The 19,258-nt window shown below is 64.5% G+C and carries 20 protein-coding genes; 9 read left to right on the top strand and 11 right to left on the bottom strand.

Annotation, left to right across the window (positions count from 1 at the left end):
- Position 1: 1 nt before the first annotated feature.
- Positions 2 to 379 carry a winged helix-turn-helix domain-containing protein gene (locus tag H9X91_RS02530; protein ID WP_204802197.1) on the bottom strand — a complete coding sequence of 126 codons (378 nt, stop codon included), beginning with the start codon at positions 377 to 379 and terminating at the stop codon, positions 2 to 4.
- A 201-nt stretch (positions 380 to 580) separates the two neighbouring features.
- Between H9X91_RS02530 and H9X91_RS02525 the strand changes: the two genes are divergently transcribed.
- Genes H9X91_RS02525 through H9X91_RS02510 form a run of 4 tightly spaced genes read left to right on the top strand, consistent with a single transcriptional unit; the run spans position 581 to position 2,579 of the window.
- Positions 581 to 1,606, top strand: a complete 1,026-nt coding sequence (locus H9X91_RS02525) for an aldo/keto reductase (RefSeq protein WP_204802195.1) — start codon at positions 581 to 583, stop codon at positions 1,604 to 1,606.
- Between the two features lie 15 nt (positions 1,607 to 1,621).
- Positions 1,622 to 2,056, top strand: coding sequence for a WapI family immunity protein (locus H9X91_RS02520; protein WP_204802193.1), 435 nt, complete (start codon positions 1,622 to 1,624; stop codon positions 2,054 to 2,056).
- A 39-nt stretch (positions 2,057 to 2,095) separates the two neighbouring features.
- Complete coding sequence (locus H9X91_RS02515) at positions 2,096 to 2,329, top strand: hypothetical protein (RefSeq protein ID WP_204802191.1); 234 nt, start codon at positions 2,096 to 2,098, stop codon at positions 2,327 to 2,329.
- A gap of 13 nt (positions 2,330 to 2,342) precedes the next feature.
- Entirely contained in the window at positions 2,343 to 2,579 is a 237-nt protein-coding gene (locus tag H9X91_RS02510) for a hypothetical protein (protein WP_204802189.1), read from the top strand.
- A gap of 141 nt (positions 2,580 to 2,720) precedes the next feature.
- Here the strand turns inward: H9X91_RS02510 and pckA are convergent, their stop codons facing one another.
- From pckA to H9X91_RS02480, 6 genes are all read right to left on the bottom strand, one after another.
- Positions 2,721 to 4,328: a phosphoenolpyruvate carboxykinase (ATP) gene (gene pckA, locus H9X91_RS02505; protein WP_204802187.1), complete on the bottom strand. Its 1,608-nt coding sequence runs from the start codon at positions 4,326 to 4,328 to the stop codon at positions 2,721 to 2,723.
- A 170-nt stretch (positions 4,329 to 4,498) separates the two neighbouring features.
- On the bottom strand, positions 4,499 to 5,377 hold the full coding sequence (rsmA, locus tag H9X91_RS02500) for a 16S rRNA (adenine(1518)-N(6)/adenine(1519)-N(6))-dimethyltransferase RsmA (protein WP_204802185.1): 879 nt from the start codon (positions 5,375 to 5,377) through the stop codon (positions 4,499 to 4,501).
- Between the two features lie 102 nt (positions 5,378 to 5,479).
- Positions 5,480 to 6,505, bottom strand: coding sequence for a G5 domain-containing protein (locus H9X91_RS02495; protein WP_243414397.1), 1,026 nt, complete (start codon positions 6,503 to 6,505; stop codon positions 5,480 to 5,482).
- A 345-nt stretch (positions 6,506 to 6,850) separates the two neighbouring features.
- A complete protein-coding gene (locus tag H9X91_RS02490; protein WP_204802183.1) occupies positions 6,851 to 7,045 on the bottom strand; it encodes a heavy-metal-associated domain-containing protein in 195 nt (64 codons plus the stop codon).
- 17 nt (positions 7,046 to 7,062) lie between these two features.
- The gene (locus tag H9X91_RS02485) at positions 7,063 to 7,413 is read right to left on the bottom strand and encodes a metal-sensing transcriptional repressor (RefSeq protein WP_204802181.1); all 351 of its coding nucleotides are present in this window, start codon (positions 7,411 to 7,413) and stop codon (positions 7,063 to 7,065) included.
- A 33-nt stretch (positions 7,414 to 7,446) separates the two neighbouring features.
- Positions 7,447 to 9,696 carry a heavy metal translocating P-type ATPase gene (locus H9X91_RS02480; RefSeq protein WP_204802179.1) on the bottom strand — a complete coding sequence of 750 codons (2,250 nt, stop codon included), beginning with the start codon at positions 9,694 to 9,696 and terminating at the stop codon, positions 7,447 to 7,449.
- A gap of 221 nt (positions 9,697 to 9,917) precedes the next feature.
- Between H9X91_RS02480 and dpaL the strand changes: the two genes are divergently transcribed.
- Positions 9,918 to 11,132, top strand: coding sequence for a diaminopropionate ammonia-lyase (gene dpaL / locus H9X91_RS02475; protein WP_204802177.1), 1,215 nt, complete (start codon positions 9,918 to 9,920; stop codon positions 11,130 to 11,132).
- Between the two features lie 77 nt (positions 11,133 to 11,209).
- On the opposite strand, the gene H9X91_RS02470 is transcribed toward dpaL, so the two are convergent.
- On the bottom strand, positions 11,210 to 12,220 hold the full coding sequence (locus H9X91_RS02470) for an ATP-dependent 6-phosphofructokinase (RefSeq protein ID WP_204802175.1): 1,011 nt from the start codon (positions 12,218 to 12,220) through the stop codon (positions 11,210 to 11,212).
- A 244-nt stretch (positions 12,221 to 12,464) separates the two neighbouring features.
- The gene (locus H9X91_RS02465; RefSeq protein WP_204802173.1) at positions 12,465 to 13,739 is read right to left on the bottom strand and encodes a redoxin domain-containing protein; all 1,275 of its coding nucleotides are present in this window, start codon (positions 13,737 to 13,739) and stop codon (positions 12,465 to 12,467) included.
- Positions 13,740 to 13,922: 183 nt separating this feature from the next.
- On the opposite strand from H9X91_RS02465, the gene H9X91_RS02460 reads away from it, so the two are divergent.
- The 3 genes from H9X91_RS02460 to H9X91_RS02450 all read left to right on the top strand — a co-directional run bounded on the left by H9X91_RS02460 (position 13,923) and on the right by H9X91_RS02450 (position 16,631).
- Positions 13,923 to 14,441 carry an NUDIX domain-containing protein gene (locus H9X91_RS02460; RefSeq protein WP_204802171.1) on the top strand — a complete coding sequence of 173 codons (519 nt, stop codon included), beginning with the start codon at positions 13,923 to 13,925 and terminating at the stop codon, positions 14,439 to 14,441.
- 90 nt (positions 14,442 to 14,531) lie between these two features.
- Positions 14,532 to 15,185, top strand: a complete 654-nt coding sequence (locus H9X91_RS02455) for a TetR/AcrR family transcriptional regulator (protein ID WP_204802169.1) — start codon at positions 14,532 to 14,534, stop codon at positions 15,183 to 15,185.
- Between the two features lie 180 nt (positions 15,186 to 15,365).
- Positions 15,366 to 16,631: an MFS transporter gene (locus H9X91_RS02450; protein WP_204802167.1), complete on the top strand. Its 1,266-nt coding sequence runs from the start codon at positions 15,366 to 15,368 to the stop codon at positions 16,629 to 16,631.
- On the opposite strand, the gene H9X91_RS02445 is transcribed toward H9X91_RS02450, so the two are convergent.
- Entirely contained in the window at positions 16,583 to 17,194 is a 612-nt protein-coding gene (locus H9X91_RS02445; protein ID WP_204802165.1) for a single-stranded DNA-binding protein, read from the bottom strand. The two genes, H9X91_RS02450 and H9X91_RS02445, sit on opposite strands and share 49 nt — an antisense overlap.
- A gap of 164 nt (positions 17,195 to 17,358) precedes the next feature.
- On the opposite strand from H9X91_RS02445, the gene H9X91_RS02440 reads away from it, so the two are divergent.
- Entirely contained in the window at positions 17,359 to 17,916 is a 558-nt protein-coding gene (locus tag H9X91_RS02440) for a hypothetical protein (RefSeq protein ID WP_204802163.1), read from the top strand.
- Between the two features lie 63 nt (positions 17,917 to 17,979).
- Here H9X91_RS02440 and H9X91_RS02435 read toward each other — a convergent pair whose 3' ends face one another.
- Positions 17,980 to 19,152 (bottom strand): NAD(P)-dependent malic enzyme, encoded by a 1,173-nt coding sequence (locus H9X91_RS02435; protein ID WP_204802161.1) that lies wholly within the window; start codon positions 19,150 to 19,152, stop codon positions 17,980 to 17,982.
- Positions 19,153 to 19,258: the final 106 nt, after the last annotated feature.

Below are 19,258 nucleotides of genomic sequence, written 5' to 3'. Positions count from 1 at the left end.
TTTATTCGGAGCTTTGCGGCGGGGTCTGGAAAACGCCGAAGGCCGCCTCAAAGCGGTCCTGGGCGTAGCCTCCCACTTCGGCGCAGAAGGTCTCATAGGCCGCCAGCAGGCGCTCCGCCTCCGGCGTCAGCACGGCGCCGCCGCCGTGGGGCCCGCCGATGGTGGAGGACAGCAGCTTGCACCCAAACACCGCCTCCGCTGTGCGGATGATGCGCCACGCCTTGGAATAGGCCATCTCCATGGAGGCGGCCCCCGCCCGGAGAGAGTGGTGCTCCCGCACCCGCTGCAGCAGGGTGGCAATGCCGGGGCCGAAGCACCGCTGGTCATCGTCGCTGTAGATCCGCAGCGTCACCTTCAAATGAAGCGTCTGTTCTGCCATGGAAAGACCTCCTTCTCCTGTGGTCGGGGCAGGGACCGGTCAGATTTGTCCTGTTTCTATCATATCACACCGATTGGAATTTGCAAACCCGGAAAAATGTGATACAATAGGCACGGCAATGTGCCCCGGCGTCTCGGCAGGATCCCTGCGGGAACGACGGGGAGCGTCTCCGCCAGCAGCGGGGAGAAGGAGGATCAGAATATGGAAAAGATCAGACTGGGAAAAACGGATCTGATGGTGACCAAGGCGTCGTTCGGAGCCCTGCCCATCCAGCGGATCTCCAGGGAAGACGCGGTGAAGCTGGTCCGCCGGGCCTATGAGGCCGGCATCAACTACTTTGACACCGCCAACGCCTATACCGACAGCGAGGAAAAGCTGGGCGAGGCCCTCCACGACGTGCGGCAGAATGTGGTGATCTCCACCAAGAGCGCCGGGAAGGACAAAAAGACGGTCCAGGCCCACATCGAGCAGAGCCTCCGCAGCCTGCGGACGGATTACATCGACCTGTTCCAGTTCCACAACCCCGCCGAGCTGCCGGACATCAACGACCCGGACGGCCCCTTTGCCGCCGCGCTGGAGGCCAAGGAGAAGGGCTACATCCGCCACATCGGCATCACCAACCACCGGCTGAAGGTGGCCCACGCGGCCATCGACTCCGGCAATTTTGAGACGCTGCAGTTCCCCTTCTGCTACCTGGCCACGGAGAAGGACCTGGAGCTGGTGGAGCTGTGCCGGCAGCATGACATGGGCTTCATCGCCATGAAGGGCCTCTCCGGGGGGCTTCTGAACAATGCCGAGGCCTGCTACGCCTTCATGCGCCAGCATCCCACGGTGGTGCCCATCTGGGGCATCCAGCACGAGTGGGAGCTGGACCAGTGGCTGGATCTGGTAAAGCGGGATCCCCGCATGACGCCGGAGCTCCAGGCGGTGATCGACCATGACCGGAAGGAGCTGGCGGGGGACTTCTGCCGCTCCTGCGGCTACTGCCTGCCCTGCACCGTGGGCATCGACATCCCCCAGGCGGCCCGGATGGCCCAGCTGCTGCGGCGCTCTCCCTATCAGCCCTATATGAGCGACGAGTGGCACGCCAAGATGCACAAAATCGAGGACTGCATCCACTGCGACGCCTGCAGATCCCGGTGCCCCTACGGCCTGGATACCCCGGCCCTGCTGCAGAAGCAGCTGGCGGACTACGACGCGTTCTACGCCGCCCATCACAACGACTGAAGAGGAGAGGTCCACATGCTGTTTCGCAATGACGAGGCCAGCCTGCGGCTGGACATCGCGCGCTACGAATTTCCCGACGTGGATCCCGGCAGTGAGGACAACAACTGGCTGGTGGTCCGCGCCACTTGGATCGACGAGAACGGCGGCCTGGTGAAGGACTCCAACAGCTGTCTGCAGACCTTTGAGCTCCAGAGCCTGACCGCCGGGCTGAAGGTGCTGAAGGCCGGGATCCGGGACCACTATGTCAGCGATTTTCAGGAGGACGCCTACTTCTCCCTGTCCGCCCGGGCAGAGGGGGACCGCTTCCGGTTCCATGTGTCCTTCTATCTCCCCAACACCATGGACGGGGACGACACGGCGGAGCTGACCGGCTCCATGACTTCGGAGGAGCTGGGCGCTCTGATCGACGAGCTGGACCGGCTCTGCGAGAAATTCCCGGACCGGACCTGAGAAGCGGCCGGCATCCTGACCGGAAAGAAGGTGAACTGTGTGAACTATAAAACCAGCTACTGGCTGATGCGGATCCTGGGCGTGGGCGGCATCCTGGTGATGCTGATCGGCGGTCTGACCAACCAGACCATCGTGGGCGGCATCGGCGTCGTCTGCGTGCTGGCGGGGACCATCCAGACCAGCTTTTTCTTCCACTGCCCCCACTGCAAGCGGGACCTGCCCAAGCGGACCCTGCCCAAGACCTGCCCCTATTGCAAGAAGCCCCTGGACTGAGAGGGAGACGACCATGGACTATCAGAAGAGCTATGTGCTGATGTGGGTGGGGATCATCGCGGGATTCATCCTCGCGGCAGTCGGCGGAGCACTTGCAATCAAGTGGCTGGCCGCAATGGGCGCACTGATTTTGCTGGCTGGCATATTGCAGACGTTCTTGTTCTTCCGCTGCCCCCACTGCGGCAAACTCTGGGATACCCGCGGCGGCGTTCCCCACTACTGCCCGGAGTGCGGGGAGTACATCTGGTAAAATGTTTCCATAACGGCAAAACAAGGCCGCTCTGCTTGCAGCAGAGCGGCCTTGCGGTTCTTGAACAAGCGGCTTGACACCTGTCCGACAAGATCAGGGCGCCGCGGAAGCGGCGCCCTGATCTGGCTTTTCGTTTTTTATTTACTCCGCCTTGGGGCCGGCGGCCACCAAGGCCTTGCCGGCGTCGTTGGTGGCGTACTTGGCGAAGTTCTTCACGAAGCGGGCCGCCAGGTCCTTGGCCTTGGTATCCCACTCAGCAGCGTCCGCGTAAGTATCCCGGGGGTCCAGGATAGCGGGGTCCACGCCGGGCAGGGCGGTGGGCACCGCAAAGTTGAAGTAGGGGATGGTCTTGGTCTCGGCCTTCAGGATGGAACCGTCCAGGATGGCGTCGATGATGCCGCGGGTATCCTTGATGGTGATGCGCTTTCCGGTGCCGTTCCAGCCGGTGTTCACCAGATAGGCCTTGGCGCCGGACTTCTCCATCTTCCGGACCAGTTCCTCGGCGTACTTGGTGGGGTGCAGCTCCAGGAAGGCCTGGCCGAAGCAGGCGGAGAAGGTGGGAGTGGGCTCGGTGATGCCCCGCTCGGTGCCCGCCAGCTTGGCGGTGAAGCCGGACAGGAAGTAGTACTGGGCCTGCTCCGGGGTCAGGATGGACACGGGGGGCAGCACGCCGAAGGCGTCGGCGGACAGGAAGATCACATTCTTGGCGTCGGGTGCCGCGGAGACGGGCCGGACGATGTTCTGGATGTGGTCGATGGGATAGGAGACCCGGGTGTTCTCGGTGACGGACTTGTCGGCAAAGTCAATCCTGCCGCTGCCGTCCAGGGTCACGTTCTCCAGCAGGGCGTTGCGCTTGATGGCGTTGTAGATGTCCGGCTCCGAGTCCTTGTCCAGGTTGATGACCTTGGCGTAGCAGCCGCCCTCGAAGTTGAACACGCCCTCGTCGTCCCAGCCGTGCTCGTCATCGCCGATGAGCAGGCGCTTGGGGTCGGTGGACAGGGTGGTCTTGCCGGTGCCGGAGAGGCCGAAGAACAGGGCGGTGTTCTCGCCGTTCATGTCGGTGTTGGCGGAGCAGTGCATGGAGGCGATGCCCTTCAGGGGCAGGTAGTAGTTCATCATGGAGAACAGGCCCTTCTTCATCTCGCCGCCGTACCAGGTGTTGAGGATGACCTGCTCCCGGGAGGTGAGGTTGAAGACCACGGCGGTCTCGGAGTTCAGGCCCAGCTCCTTGTAGTTCTCCACCTTGGCCTTGGAGGCGTTGTAGACGATGAAGTCCGGCTCGAAGTGCTCCAGCTCCTCCTCCGTAGGCCGGATGAACATGTTCTTCACGAAGTGGGCCTGCCATGCCACCTCCATGATGAAGCGGATGGCCATGCGGGTGTCGTGGTTGGCGCCGCAGAAGCCGTCCACCACGAACAGCCGCTTGTTGGACAGCTCCTCCTGAGCCAGCTTCTTCACGGCGTTCCAGGTCTCCACAGAGGCGGGGTGGTTGTCGTTCTTGAACTCCGGAGAGGTCCACCACACAGTGTCCTTGGAGGTGTCGTCCATGACGATGAACTTGTCGTTGGGGGAGCGGCCGGTATAGACGCCGGTCATCACGTTGACAGCGCCCAGTTCGCTGACCTGGCCCTTGTCGAAGCCCGTCAGGTCGGGGCGGGTCTCCTCCTCGAACAGCTGCTCAAAGGAGGGGTTGTAGACGATCTCAGTGGTGCCAGTGATCCCATACTTGCTCAGATCAATGGTTGCCATTTTCTATAACCTCTTTTCTGAAAGATCTCCCTCCGGGGCAGACACGGCCTGCACGGCGGAGGGATATTTTTAGCATAAATATCATACACGGTGCGGGGGATAAAGTCAATCGTATTGAAAATCGGATTTTCGTTATAGATACGGCTGCTTCTGTGAAAAAAACGCTTTTTTCACAGAAGCGGGCCGCGCTCAGCCTGCGTACGGGCCAGGGCGGCGGCCAGAGCCGCAAAGTCCTCCAGCGTCAGCTGTTCCCCCCGGACGGCGGCGGGCAGGCCCACACCGGCGATGGCCTGCTGGACGGCCTCCTTGGAAACGCCCGGCAGCGCGGCGGCCAGGCTGTTGGCCAGGGTCTTGCGCCGCAGCAGGAAGCCGCCCCGCACGACCTTGAAGAAAAAAGCCTCGTCCTCCACCTCCACGGCAGGCCGGTCCCGCCGGACACAGCGGATCACGGAGGAGGTCACCTTGGGGGCGGGGAGGAACTTCTCCGGCGGCACGTCGAACAGCAGCTCCGGCTCCATGTGGTACTGGAGAAACAGGGAGAAGGAGCCGCCTTCGGCGGAGCCCTGGGGGGCGCACAGCCGCCGGGCCACCTCTCGCTGGATCATCACCGTGAAGGAGGGGAAGCAGGGGGTCTCCACCAGCTTTTCCAGAATGGGAGAGGTGACGTTGTAGGGCAGGTTGGCACAGACCATGGGCGTGAGGCCGGGGAATTTCTCCGCCGTCAGGGCCTTCAGATCCAGCTTCAGCACGTCTCCGGGCACGATCTCCACATTGGGGTAGGGGGTCATGGTCTCCGCCAGCACCGGCAGCAATGCCCGGTCCAGCTCCACGGCCACGACTTTGCCCGCCCGCTGGGCCAGCTCCGCCGTCAGGGGGCCGATGCCGGGGCCGATCTCCAGCACGCCGCAGGTCTCGTCCGCGCCGGAGGCTTCGGCGATCCGCCGGGGCACCTCCGGGTCGATGAGGAAGTTCTGCCCCATGGACTTGGAAAAATGGAACCCATGCCGGGCCAGCAGGTCCCGGATGGTGGTGTAGTCACAGAGGTTCATGCCGCTCCGCCTTTCTGTCAGTTGCTCCCACCCATCATATCAGATTTTGCCCGCCTTGGGAAGAAAAATCTCCCCGGTGCGGCGCACCGGGGAGATGGGGGATCACTTCAGGATATAGACGTTGCAGGTCCGCCGCCCGAAGTTGATGCACTGCTGATAGGTGTCATAGTACAGGTCCACGATGTTGCCCCTGACGCCGGTGTCGGCGGCCACAGCGGTGCCGTAGACCACAGAGCCGTCGGCAGCCACGATATACAGCTTGGTGCCCAGGGGGATCACGCTCTTGTCCACAGCCACGGTGCCCACCTTCACGAAGGTGCCGGTGGCGGTGGTGTAGTCAGCGCCGCCGTGGCCGGCTGTATAGGCGGTGGCGGTCATGGACTTGACGCTGGAGAAGTTCAGCGTGCTGCCGTCCGTCAGAGTCAGGGTGCCGCTTCCGTCGGCATTTTTGCTGACGCTGGCGATGCCGGCCCTGGTGGATGCCACGGCAGTGCCGTACTCCACCACCTCGTTGACGGCGGTGCTCTCCAGCTCTTCCACGAACTGGCGGGAGATCTCCTGCCCGCCGGACCAGACCACCTCATAGATGGAAGTGCGGACACCGTCGGCACCCTCCTGGACCACCTTCTCCGTGCCCTTGGGCAGAGAGGGGTTGGCCACCCGCACCGTCTCATAGGCGGCGGGCTCCTCCACCTGGTCATAGTAGGTGAGCTCAGAGGCGATGGTCAGCGAGGCACTGTCCCCATCCAGATCCACGGCTACCATCTCCAGAGGGCTGGGGGTGATGTGGAGCCGGTCCAGCAGGTCCGCCACAGTCTCATTGCGGGCCTTGGCGGTAACGGTATTGCCGTCGTGAGTGACGGTGATCTCCTGGCCGGCAGTGAGCTTCATCTCATAGCCGCTCTCACCGCTGGAGAGGTGCACCAGCTGCGAGGACATCTCTCCCGCCTGGACTTCCTCCTCGTTCAGCACGATGGCGGCGTCCTCCGGGCCGGTGAGGATATACACGGCGCCGGCATGGTCGGTGAGGATCCAGCAGGTGCAGGCGATGGCCGCCAGCACAAAGAGCTGCAGGCCGAACCGGGCCTTGAGACCCAGCAGTTTTTCTCCAAAAGCATGGATGTTCAAATCAGATACCTCCTCAGAAAAGGTCTTCCATGCCAGTTTGCCCTGGTTTTGGAAGGTCTATACCTCGGTCGTTCTTGCAGAAAAAACAAGTTGTAACTTTTGTTACCGATTGGAAAACTGGGCCTAGTATACACCGCCTTCCCACTTTTGTCAAGTTTTTGCGGCGGTTGCGGTGTTATGTCTCCCACTTTGTGCGAAAATAAAGCGGTCGAGACGTGAGAAACTCTGGGGAAAAAATAAAAAAGGTAACAAAATGGTGACAAAATCTGCGCGCAAAAAAAGACCCCGCATCTGATCGTACAGACACGGGGTCCCGCCTGGCAAAAGCCCTGGCGCTCAGGGAGATCAGCGGACTTCCGGCGTGAAGCCCAGATCCTCCAGCTCGCTGACGGCGGTCTTGACGCAGTTGTCACAGCCGTCGATGGTGACAGTTTTGTCCGGCAGGCTGACGGTGAACTTCAGCTCCGCGGCGGTGAGGGCGTTGGTGATGCGCTTGACGCAGTTTTCGCACATCATATCAGGGACAGAAATCGTAGTCATGTTGATCGCTCCTTTGCTTATTTCATCAGTTTTTGGATGGTGACCAGAAGGTCGTCCACGACCTCCAGATGTCCGTTTTGGATGTCCTGCACCACGCAGGTGTGGATGTGGTTGCTTAAAAGCTCCCGGGAGAAGGCGTTCAGTGCCGACTGGATGGCGGAGACCTGGGTGAGGATGTCCGTGCAGTAGCACTCCTTTTCCACCATGCCCCGGACGCCCCGGACCTGGCCCTCGATCCGGTTCAGCCGCCGGATCAGGGCGTCATACTCGGTTGCCTCCCGGTGCTTGTGGCGGCAGGGGCAGCCTGCCGCCGTCTCCTCCGCCGGTGCCTCGGCGGAGGGAGCTGCCTGCAAAGTCTGATCTTCCATATAGAATACTCCTTTTTCCCGTTTCCCGTCAAATCACAGTTTGGCCCGGCCCAGCCGCAGGGCATTGCCCACCACGCAGACGGAGCTGAGGCTCATGGCCGCGCCCGCGAACATGGGGGACAGCAGGGGACCGCCGAAGGCGTACAGCAGGCCTGCCGCGATGGGGATGCCGATGGTGTTGTAGCAGAAGGCCCAGAACAGGTTCTGCTTGATGTCCCGCAGGGTCAGCCGGCTCAGACGGATGGCCCGGGGCACGTCCTGCAGGTCCGAGCGCATCAGCACGATGTCGGCGGACTCGATGGCGATGTCGCTGCCGCTGCCGATGGCGCAGCCCACGGTGGCGGCGGTGAGGGCCGGGGCGTCGTTGATGCCGTCGCCCACCATCATCACCCTGCGGCCCTGGGACTGGAGCCGCTCCACCACGCCGGCCTTCTCCTCCGGCAGCACCTCGGCGATGACCTCGTCCACGCCCACCAGGGAGCCGATGTGCTCCGCCGCCGCCCGGTTGTCGCCGGTCAGCAGCACCGTGCGGATGCCCTGCTCCTTCATCTTCCGGATGGCGGCGGCGCTGGTCTCCTTCACCGGGTCCGCCACGGAGATCAGGCCCAGCAGGGCGCCGCTTTTGGCGAAGTACATGGGGGTCTGGCCCTGGGCGGCCAGCCGCTCCGCATCGGATGCCAGGGGCGTCACATCCACGCCCTGCTCCTCCAGCAGGCGGCGGTTGCCGGCCAGGACGGTCTCTCCGTCCAGCTCCGCCCTCAGGCCCCGGCCGGACAGGTTCTCGAAGCGCTCCGGGCGGGCGGTGCCGCCGAAGCCGTGGACCTGGGCGTATGCGGTGATGGCGTTTGCCAGGGGGTGGGCGGACACCGCCTCCACCGCCGCGGCGGCGGACAGCAGGTCGTCGGCCGTGCACTGATAGGGCAGGACCTCCGTCACGGCGGGGGTGCCCTCGGTGACGGTGCCGGTCTTGTCCAGCACCACGGTGTCCACGCTGTGGGTGATCTCCAAAATCTCGCCGGAGCGGATCAGAATGCCGTGCCTGGCGCCCAGGCCCGTGCCCACCATGATGGCGGTGGGGGTGGCCAGGCCCAGGGCGCAGGGGCAGGCGATCACCAGCACCGACGTGAACACCCGCAGCACGAAGGAGAAGGGCTGCCCGGCGATGGCCCAGGCGATGGCCGCCGCCAGCGCGATGCCCATGACCACCGGCACGAACACACCGGCCACCTTGTCGGCGGTCTTGGAGATGGGGGCCTTCCGGCCCTGGGCGTCCTCCACGAACCGGATGATCCGGGAGAGGGTGGAGTCGTCGCCGGTGCGGGTCACCTGGACGTACAGGACCCCGTTTTCGTTGACGCTGCCGCCGATGACCTCGCTGCCCACGGCCTTCTCCACCGGCAGGCTCTCGCCGGTGAGCATGGCCTCGTTGACGCTGCTCTCCCCCTGGGTGACGGTGCCGTCCGCCGGGACCCGGGCGCCGGGCTTCACCAGCACCACGTCGCCTACCTTCAGCTGGCTGGTGGGGATCTCCCGGCCTGTGTCCGCCAGGACGGCGGTGTCCGGAGACAGCTGCATGAGGGCGGTGATGGCGCCCTTGGTCTTCTGCATGTTCCGGCTCTCCAGGAACTTGCCCAGGGAGACCAGGGTCAGCACCACGGCGGAGGATTCATAATAGAGGTTGTGGACATAACTGGGATCATCGGAGATCAGGAAGGTCATCACCAGGCTGTAGGCAAAGGAGCAGCCGGAGCCGATGGCCACCAGGGAGTCCATGTTGGGATTGCCGTGGAACAGGGACTTGAAGCCCCCGTGAAAGAAGTTCCGGCCGCAGTACAGCACCGGCACGGCCAGGATCAGCTGCAGCACTGCGAAGTTCATGGGGTGGGTGTGCATGGAGAAGAGGTCCGGCAGGGGCAGGGCCGGCAGCCCGAAGGGCAGCATCTGCCCCATGGACACGTACAGCAGCACCGCGGAGAACACCGCCGCCGCGATCAGCTCCACCTTCCGGCGCTTCAGCGCGGCGGCCTCCGCGTCCTCGGCGTCCTGGGCCGCGGCGGGGGCCGGGTGCTCCAGATGCAGGGCGGCGCCGAAGCCCGCCTTTTCCACCTTTGCGACGATCTGCTCCTGGGTGCACTGGCTCTCGTCATAGGCAATGGTCATGATGCCTGTCGTCAGGTTCACCTCGCTGCGCTCCACGCCGGGCAGCTTCCGGGTGACCCGTTCCACGGACGCGCTGCACGCGGCGCAGTGCATGCCGGAGATGTCATATTTTTCTTCCCGCATAAATTGCCTCCGATCTGCCGGAGGGACGGATACCCTCCGGGGGTATTCTTTTCGCTTTTCAATATATACCCTCCCAGGGTATTTGTCAAGCCCTGGCCTCCGTATGGAAAAAATATGCGGGATTCCGGCAAACCCCTTGACAAGACGGGGAACTATGATATGATGAGACCAGGAACTAACAAAAAATTTGTGACACTAAAAATTTTTGTATGGTGAGGATTATGAGAGATACGATCAAATGGGTCGCCAATCGGATGCCGAAGAGCGACGACCGGCAGCTTTCCATCATGTCCCTGGGGAACGTGGCCAAGGCCCGGTTCTTCCACAGCAGCTTTCCCCAGTACTCCATCACGCCCCTGGCCCGGCTGGACGGCATGGCCAAGTACCTGGGGCTGGGGGGCCTGTTCGTGAAGGACGAGTCCTTCCGCTTCGGCCTCAACGCCTTCAAGGTGCTGGGGGGGTCCTTTGCCATGGCCCGCTACATCGCCAAGGAGATGGGCAGGGACGTCAGCGAGATGACCTATGACTATCTCACCAGCGAGGCCTTCCGCCAGGAGTTCGGGCAGGCCACCTTCTTCACCGCCACCGACGGCAACCACGGCCGGGGCGTGGCCTGGGCGGCCCACAAGCTGGGCCAGAAGGCCGTGGTCCACATGCCCAAGGGCTCCAGCCAGGCCCGGTATGAGAACATCGCCAAGGAGGGCGCCCAGGTCACCATCGAGGACGTGAACTACGACGACTGCGTCCGCATGGCCGCGGCGGAGGCCGCCGAGACGAAGCACGGCGTGGTGGTGCAGGACACCGCCTGGGAGGGGTACGAGGAGATCCCCGCCTGGATCATGCAGGGCTACGGCACCATGGCCAACGAGGCTGCGGAGCAGCTGCGGCAGGTGGGCGTGAACCGCCCCACCCACGTGTTCGTCCAGGCCGGCGTGGGTAGTTTGGCCGGCGCGGTGATCGGCTATTTCACGAATCTGTTCCCCAACGATCCCCCCACCTTCGTGGTGATGGAGGCCCGGGCGGCGGACTGCCTGTACCAGGGCGCCCTGGCGGGAGACGGCGAGCCCCGGATCGTGGAGGGGGACCTGAAGACCATCATGGCGGGCCTGGCCTGCGGCGAGCCCAACATCCTCTCCTGGGACATCCTGCGCAACCATGTCGCCGCCTTCGTCTCCTGCCCGGACTGGGTCAGCGCCCGGGGCATGCGGATGCTGGGCGTGCCGGTGAAGGGTGACCCCACGGTGATCTCCGGCGAGTCCGGCGCGGTGGGCATGGGCCTCATCGCCGCCCTGATGGAGACGGACGAGTACCAGGATCTGCGCCAGGCCATCGGACTGGACCGGTTCAGCCAGGTGCTGCTGTTCTCCACGGAGGGCAACACGGACCCCATGAAATTCCGCAAGGTGCTGTGGGACGGCGAATATCCCACGGTGTGAGCATGATTGGAAGAAAGAGGCCTCCGGCGTCTGCCGGAGGCCTTTTTCGTATGGATGGGATGTATGGCTGGGAGCGGTCACCGGCGGTGGCTGCCGCTGAGGGTCAGGGCCTCCAGGATCTGATACCGTTCCATGGGGAAGGACTTCTTCATCTGCAGGGCCTCCTCCATGTCCAGGTCCACGATCCGGCCGTCCTGGGTGGCGATGATGCAGTTGCCCTGGCCGGAGACCAGGGCCATCACGGCCTTGTAGCCCATGCGGCTGGCGGTCTCCCGGTCCCGGGCGGAGGGGGAGCCGCCCCGCTGGATGTGGCCCAGCACGGTGACCCGGGGATCCAGCCCCAGCTCCTCATGGATGCGCTTGCCGATGTCGGCGGCGCTGCCGGCGCCCTCCGCCACCACTACCATGTAGTGGGTGGTGCCGGCCAGGCGGGCCTGACGGATCTTCTCCACGATGTCCTGGTCGAAGTCCACCTGCCGCTCCGGGATCAGCACAGCGGTGGCACCCACGGCCAGACCCACATACAGGGCCAGGTGGCCGGCGTGGCGGCCCATGACCTCCACCACGGAGCACCGCTCGTGGGACTGCATGGTGTCCCGCAGCTTGTCGATGCACTCCACGGCGGTGTTGCAGGCGGTGTCAAAGCCGATGGTATAGTGGGAGCAGCCGATGTCATTGTCGATGGTGGCCGGGATCCCCACCACCCGCAGGCCGTATCCGGCGGCGGCCGCCTGCCGGGACAGGGCCAGCGCCCCCCGGAAGGTGCCGTCGCCGCCGATGGCCACGATGCCGTCCAGCCCCAGCAGGCGGCAGGTGGAGAGAGCCTTGTCCCGGCCCGCCTCGGTCATGAACTCCTCGCTGCGGGCAGTGTACAGGATCGTGCCGCCCTTGTCGATGATATGGCTGACACTGGTGGCGCCCAGCTGCACAAAATCACTGGTGATCAGGCCGTTCCAGCCCCTGCGGATGCCCACGCATTCGATGCCGCAGTCCTGGGCGGTCCGCACCACGGCCCGGACGGCGGCGTTCATACCGGGGGCGTCGCCGCCGCTGGTCAGCACGCCGATCCGATGGATCTGATTTTCCATGGAGAGTCCTCCTTTTTCCTGAGACGATTCCAAAGCCGGTCCGCCTGCCGGCGGACCCATGGTTCGATGATAGCGCCAGCAGGGGGAGCCTGTCAAGATTCTTCTGAGAATAAAATGAAATTCGTCGAATAAACGATTAAACATGTGGAAAATACAGCAGTTTCCCGATCTTTTCCAGCTGCTGGAAAAAGAGGTCCCGTCCCGCTTTTTGAAGCAGGACGGGACGATGCGGCCCTGAGGGAGCTCACCGCCGCTGACCGGTCATGGTCTGCTCCACGATGTCGTCCATGATCTCCCGGCTGACGGCGCCCTGGACATAGCCGAAGACATTGCCCTCCGGGTCGATCATGAAGGTGGTGGGGTAGGCACTGATGCCGTACTGGTAGAACAGCGTTCCGGTGTCATCCATCACCACGGGATAGGTGTAGCCGTTCTCCTCCAGGAAGGCGGCGATGTCCTCCGCACTGCCCTCCTGGCCGATGCCGGGCCCGGCCACGCCCAGCACCACCAAATCCCCGGCATTTTCGTCCCAGTCCTCATAGAGGGCCTGGATGTCCGGCATCTCCATCTTGCAGGGACCGCACCAGGTGGCCCAGAAGTTCAGGAACACGGTTTTTCCCTGGTAGTCCGACAGGGTGTGGGTCTCACCGTACTGGTCCGTCAGGGTGAAGTCCGGGGCGGGGATCACGGGGATCTCCCCGCTCTCCTCCTGGGCGCCGCTGGCGTCCTCCTGCGCACCGCCGGAGGCGGTGCCGTCCTGCGGGGCGGCAGGCTCCTCCTGGGTCGTGGTGCCGGCGGCCAGATCTGCCGAGAGGCCGTTGGTGGCGCCGGTGAGGGTCAGAATGCCCATGACGATCAGCAGCACCGCGCCGATCTTCACCGTGTAGCGCACCACGCTCTGGTGGGCCTTGAAGAAGTCCAGCACCGCGCCGGTGAAGAGCCCCACCGCCAGGAAGGGCAGCACGAAGCCCAGGGTGTACACGCCAATCAGCAGGAATCCCGCGGCGGAGGACTCTGCGGAGGAGGCCATCAGCAGGACGCTGCTGAGGGTGGGGCCCACGCAGGGCGTCCAGGCGAAGCTGAAGGTGAAGCCCATCACCAGGGCCACCGCCGGGTTCATGGCCAGCTTGTCCAGCCGGAAGGGGAGGCGGCGCTCCTGCTCCAGCAGCATGGCCCGCTTGCCCAGTCCCAGCTGGTACAGGCCGAACAGCAGGATGATGACGCCGCTGATCCGGGCGAACCACACCTGGTAGTCATGGAAAAAGGCCCCCAGCGCCGTGAGCCCCAGCCCCAGCAGAAAGAAGGCGAAGCTGATGCCGGCCACGAAGAACAGGGTGTTGAGGAAGATCTTTCCCCGGGGATAGCGGCGGACGCCGTCCTCCCCCACCACGGCGGCACCGCCGGCCAGATAACTGACGTACAGCGGCACCAGCGGCAGCACGCAGGGGGAGAAGAAGCTCAGCGCGCCCTGCAGAAAGACGGTAACGGCGGATACACTGGTCTCGATGGAAAAGCCCATGGGACATCCTCCTGTATTCATGAAGTCATGGCGCCATGATACCGGGTTTTGCGCCTGCTGTAAAGAGGGTTTTGCCACAGCTTTCCGCGTGGGCGAAAGATTCCACTTGACAGCGGGGGCCGGAGCCGCCAAGATAGAAGAGAAAAACAGGGCCGCCTCGGGGCGGCGGGGAGGTCGTTTACAGTGGAACTGGTGGATTTGTACGATGAGGACCGGATCCCTCTGGGCCGCACGGCAGAGCGCCATGCCCCCAAGGGGCCGGGGGAGTACCGGACCGTGGTCCATGTGTGCATCTTTGACAGCCGGGGGCGGCTGCTGATCCAGCAGCGCTCCCGGGAGAAGGAATCCTGGCCGGAGGCATGGGACGTCTCCGTGGGCGGCGGCGTGGACGCCGGAGAGACCAGCCGGCAGGCAGCGGAGCGGGAGGTCCGGGAGGAGCTGGGCCTGGCGCTGGACCTGAGCGGGGTGCGCCCCTCCGTCACTGTGAATTTCGACGGGGGATTCGACGATTTCTTCCTGGTGGAGCGGGACCTGGCTCTGGAGGACCTGACGCTCCAAAAGGAGGAGGTGGCCCAGGCCCGGTGGGCGGACCTGCCGGAGATCTGCGCCATGGCGGACCGGGGGGAGTTCATCGCCTACCCCAGGAGCTTTCTGGCGTTCCTGTTCGACATGCGGGGGACCTTCGGCTTTCCCACCAAGTGAGGCGCCCGACCGGCGGAAAGCGGCACTTGACAGCGGCGGCGGAACGTGATATAAGTATTCATACTAAAAGTATGTATTTGGGGGGATCCTATGGCCCGCAACAAGCACCCGGAGGAGACGGTGGAGAAGATCCTGACGGTCTCCGCAAAGCTGTTCATGGAGAAGGGGTATGAACACACCACCCTCCAGGACATCATCGATGACCTGGGCGGGCTCACCAAGGGAGCCATCTATCACCACTTCAAGGGCAAGGAGGAGATCCTGCTGGCCATCGCGGACCGGATGGGAGAGCAGACGGAGGCCTGGATGCAGGCCATCCGGGACGATCCCGGCCTGACCGGCGCGGAGAAGCTGCGGCGGATGTTCCGGGCCTCCCTGGGGAATTCGGACCAGACAGACCTGTTCGTCCTGGCGCCCAACATGCTGAAGAACCCCAAGCTGATGGCGATCCTGCTGGAGAGCATGATGGAGGATGTACTGCCCAACTACATGGAACCTGTTCTGCGGGAGGCAGTGGCGGACGGCTCCATCCGGACTGACTATCCGGAGGAGCTGGGAGAATTGCTGCTGCTGTTGTCCAACGTGTGGCTGAACCCCATGATCTACCCGGCCACACCGGAAAAGACCCGCCGCCGCATGGAGCTTTATGTTCAGCTGCTGCGGAGCATGGGCCTGGATCTGCTGGATCAGGAGCAGCTGGATCAGTGGGAGCAATTCTGCCGCCTGTCCCAGGAGCGGCTTTGAACAACAGAAGAAACTGCCCGATGGGGCAGCTTCTTTTTACCATATATACATACCAACCAAATGTATGAAAAAGGAGGACCATATGAAACGAACAGAGAACATCGTACCGCAGGATGCAGCTGCCTGCCTGTGGCTGCTGGGCTGGGCCCTGCTGACCGGCGGAGAGCGGGAGGGGAGATCATGACGCGCGGCAAGCTGTTCCAGCGGGACTTCACCCTGGTGGTGGTCGGGCAGATCATCTCCCTGCTGGGCAACGCCGTGCTGCGGTTCGTCCTGCCGCTGTATCTGCTGGATGTCACCGGCTCCCGGAGCCTGTTCGGCCTGTGCTCTGCCGCGGCATTCGCACCCATGGTGGTGCTGACGCCCTTGGGGGGCGTGGTGGCGGACCGGCTCCACAAGCAGCGGATCATGGTGGTGCTGGACTTCTTCACCTGCGCCCTGGTGGCCCTGACGGCGCTGGCCCTGGGGCGTCTGCCCCTGGTACCGGTGCTGGCGGCGGCCATGATGCTGCTGTACGGGATCTCCGGGGCGTATCAGCCGGCGGTGCAGGCCAGCATGCCCCTGCTGTGTCCGCCGGACCGGCTGGTGGACGGCAACGCCGTCATCAATCAGGTCAGCGCCCTGTCCGGCTTGCTGGGACCGCTGCTGGGGAGCCTGGTCTACGGCGTCTTCGGCGTGACGCCGGTGCTGGCCGGGGCCTCCGCCTGCTTTTTCGCCTCGGCGGTGATGGAGCTGTTCATCCGCATCCCCCACACGCCGCGGCACACGGAGACCGGCATCTGGCGGACTGCCCGGGCCGATCTGGCGGAGAGCGGCCATTTCCTCCGGCGGGAGCGGCCTGTGATCCTGAAGTACATCGCCCTGGTCTGCGCCTTCAATCTGCTGTTGAGCGCGCTGCTGGTGGTCAGCATGCCAGTGCTCATCAAGCAGACTCTGGGACTGGGGGACACCTGGTACGGCGCAAACCAGACCGCCATGGCGGCGGGCAGCCTGGCCGGGGGGCTGGCGGCGGGCCTGCTGGGCGCCCGGCTGACGGTCCGCCGGTCCTGGCTGACGCTGCTGGTCTGCAGCGCCTGCCTCGTCCCCATGGGCCTCTGCCTGCTGGCCGGTCTGGGCGCCGCCGGGACGTTCGCGGTGCTGACGGCCGCGGGATTCGTGCTCATGGCCTGTGCGGCGCTGTTCACCGTCACCATGCTGGCCCATATCCAGTCCCAGACGCCCGCCGAACTGGTGGGAAAGGTGGTGTCGTTGCTGCTGACGGTCTCCCTCTGCGCCCAGCCGCTGGGGCAGGCCCTCTACGGCGTGCTGCTGGAGCGCCTGGCCGGGCAGGAGGGCTGGGTGCTGCTGGGTGCGGCCTGCGGCGCCGCGGCCGTGGCCCTGGCGGCCCGGCGGGCGGCTCAGTCCGCCGACTCCGGCTCCAGCAGGTGCATGGCGGAGACCTCGTAGGCCACCCGGTCCTGAATGGATCCGTCCTCCAGCACCTTGCGGTAGGCCCGGCTCTGGACCCGGCCCTCCAGACTGAGGGGGTCTCCCACCTGGAGCCGGGCGGCCCGGACGGCCAGCTGGCCCCAGGCGATCACCGGCAGATAGTCTGCCCGGCCGTACCGTCGGCTCACCGCCAGCATCAGGTCGCAGATGCTGCGGCCCAGGGGGGTGCGGCGGAAGATGGGGGGCTTGCACAGGGCCCCGGAGAGCAGGATGCGGTTGCAGGGCTCCCCGGTCCCCGGCTGGATGGCCTGGGCATAGACCGTCAGTACCAGCCGGTTTCCCACGCCGGAGCGGTTGTTGAAGGACCGCAGCTGGCCCTGGACCCGGAGAGGGGCCTCCGTCTGCACTGTGTCCAGCAGAGGTTCCGGCAGCAGCACCGGCAGCGTGTCCGGCGTGCCGGAGAGCCGGGGCACCTCCAGGGGGAAGCGGTAAAACCGGGTGCCGTGGTTTTCGTGGGAGAGCACAGGCGCTTCCAGGGCAGTTCCCTCCAGCAGCACCTCGTTGCGGGTCTGAGTCGTCATGTTGTCCACCTCTCGGTCGTGATGCTACACCTTATGAGTGGGCCGGGGCGGTTAGACCTGAAAATTCCCCGGCGGCGGAACAGGTCCTTGCCACCGGGGGCGGATGCGTATATAATGGAACTGTCAAATCGGCGGCCGACCGCCGTTTCACAAGGAGGGGCGTCATGAAAGCCATTGTCTACACATCCCACACAGGCCACACCCAGCGGTATGCCCAGCTGCTGGCGGAGCGGACCGGCGTGCCGGCCTACAGCATGAAGGAGGCCCGGGAGAAGCTGCGGCCCAAGGACGAGATCTTCTATATGGGCTGGCTGATGGCCGGCACGGTGAAGGGCGTCCAGGCCGCCATGGACCGCTATACCATCCGGGGGGCGGCCATCGTGGGCGTCTCGCCCCAGGGCAACGGCGACCTGTGGACAGAGGCCCGGATCAACGGCGGTTACAGCGACAGCGGCGGGCGGCTGTTCTATCTCCAGGGCGGCTATGCGCCGGAGAAGCTGGGCTTTTTCTACCGTATGATGATGAAGCCCATGGCCAGCTCCGTCATCCGCCAGGTGGAGGGCAAGGGAGACGCCGCCACTGCCCAGGAGCGGGAGATGGCGGAGGTCTTTCGTAACGGCGGTGACTTTGTCCGCCGGGAGGCGCTGGACGAGATCGTCCAGTGGTTCCGGGAGGGGGACCACACCGGAGAGGTGAAGGCAGTCCCCCGGGTGGAATTCTGAGAGACATAAAAGGCCCCGGCCGCCCATGGGCGGCCGGGGCTCTTTTTAAAACGTGGCGGGGGCTCAGATCCGGGCCACGCCGGAATCCCGGGCGGCCTGCTCCACGGCGGAGGCCACGGCGTCCTTCACCCGGGGATCGAAGGCGGCGGGGATGATATAGTCGGCGGAGAGGTCGTCCCCCACCAGGTCCGCCAGGGCGTGGGCGGCGGCGATCTTCATGGCGTCGTTGATGTCGCTGGCCCGGGCGTCCAGGGCGCCCCGGAAGATGCCGGGGAAGGCCAGCACATTGTTGATCTGGTTGGGGTAGTCGCTGCGGCCGGTGGCCACCACGGCGGCCCCGCCGGCTCTGGCGTCGTCGGGGAAGATCTCCGGCGTGGGGTTGGCACAGGCGAAGATGATGGCATCCTTGTTCATGGTCTTCACCATGTCCGTGGTGACGGCACCGGGGGCGGACACGCCGATGAACACATCGGCCCCCGCCAGCACATCCGCCAGGGAGCCGGTCCGCTTCTTCGGATTGGTCACCTGGGCGATCTCCTCCTTGATCCAGTTCATACCGTCGGCCCGGCCGGTGTAGATGGCGCCCCGGCGGTCGCAGAGGGTCACGTCCCCGGCCCCGGCGGAGAGCAGCAGCTTCGTGATGGAGATGGCGGCGGCACCGGCACCGTTGATGACGATGCGGACGTCCTCCAGCTTCTTGCCCACCACCTTCAGGGCGTTGGTGAGGCCTGCCAGGGTGATGACGGCGGTGCCGTGCTGGTCGTCGTGGAAGATGGGGATGTCGCACCGCTCCTTCAGCTTCCGCTCGATCTCAAAGCACCGGGGGGCGGCGATGTCCTCCAGGTTCACGCCGCCGAAGGAGCCGGCCAGCAGAGCCACCGTGTTGACGATCTCATCCACATCGTGGCTGCGGACGCACAGGGGAACGGCATCCACACCGCCGAAGGCCTTGAACAGAACGCACTTGCCCTCCATGACGGGCATGCCGGCCTCCGGGCCGATGTCCCCCAGCCCCAGAACGGCAGAGCCGTCGGTGACGACGGCCACGGTGTTCCACCGGCGGGTCAGCTCATAGCTTTTATTGACATCCTTCTGGATCTCCAGGCAGGGCTGGGCCACGCCGGGGGTGTAGGCCAGGGACAGTGCCTCCTTGCTGTCCACCGCCGCCCGGGGCGTCATTTCCAGCTTGCCCTTCCACTCGTAGTGCAGCCGCAGGGATTCCTTTGCGTAATCCATTTTCGATTCTCCTTTCAGTGATCCTCTATGACCGGCGCTCCTGATCGATCGCATGGCTTTATTGTACGGGAAAAACCGGCGGTTGTCAAACTGCTGGCGGCACAGG

Source organism: Oscillibacter valericigenes, from assembly GCF_016902445.1.
Classification (GTDB): Bacteria; Bacillota; Clostridia; order Oscillospirales; family Oscillospiraceae; genus Oscillibacter; species Oscillibacter avistercoris.
This window is presented reverse-complemented; position numbering and strand designations above follow the sequence as displayed.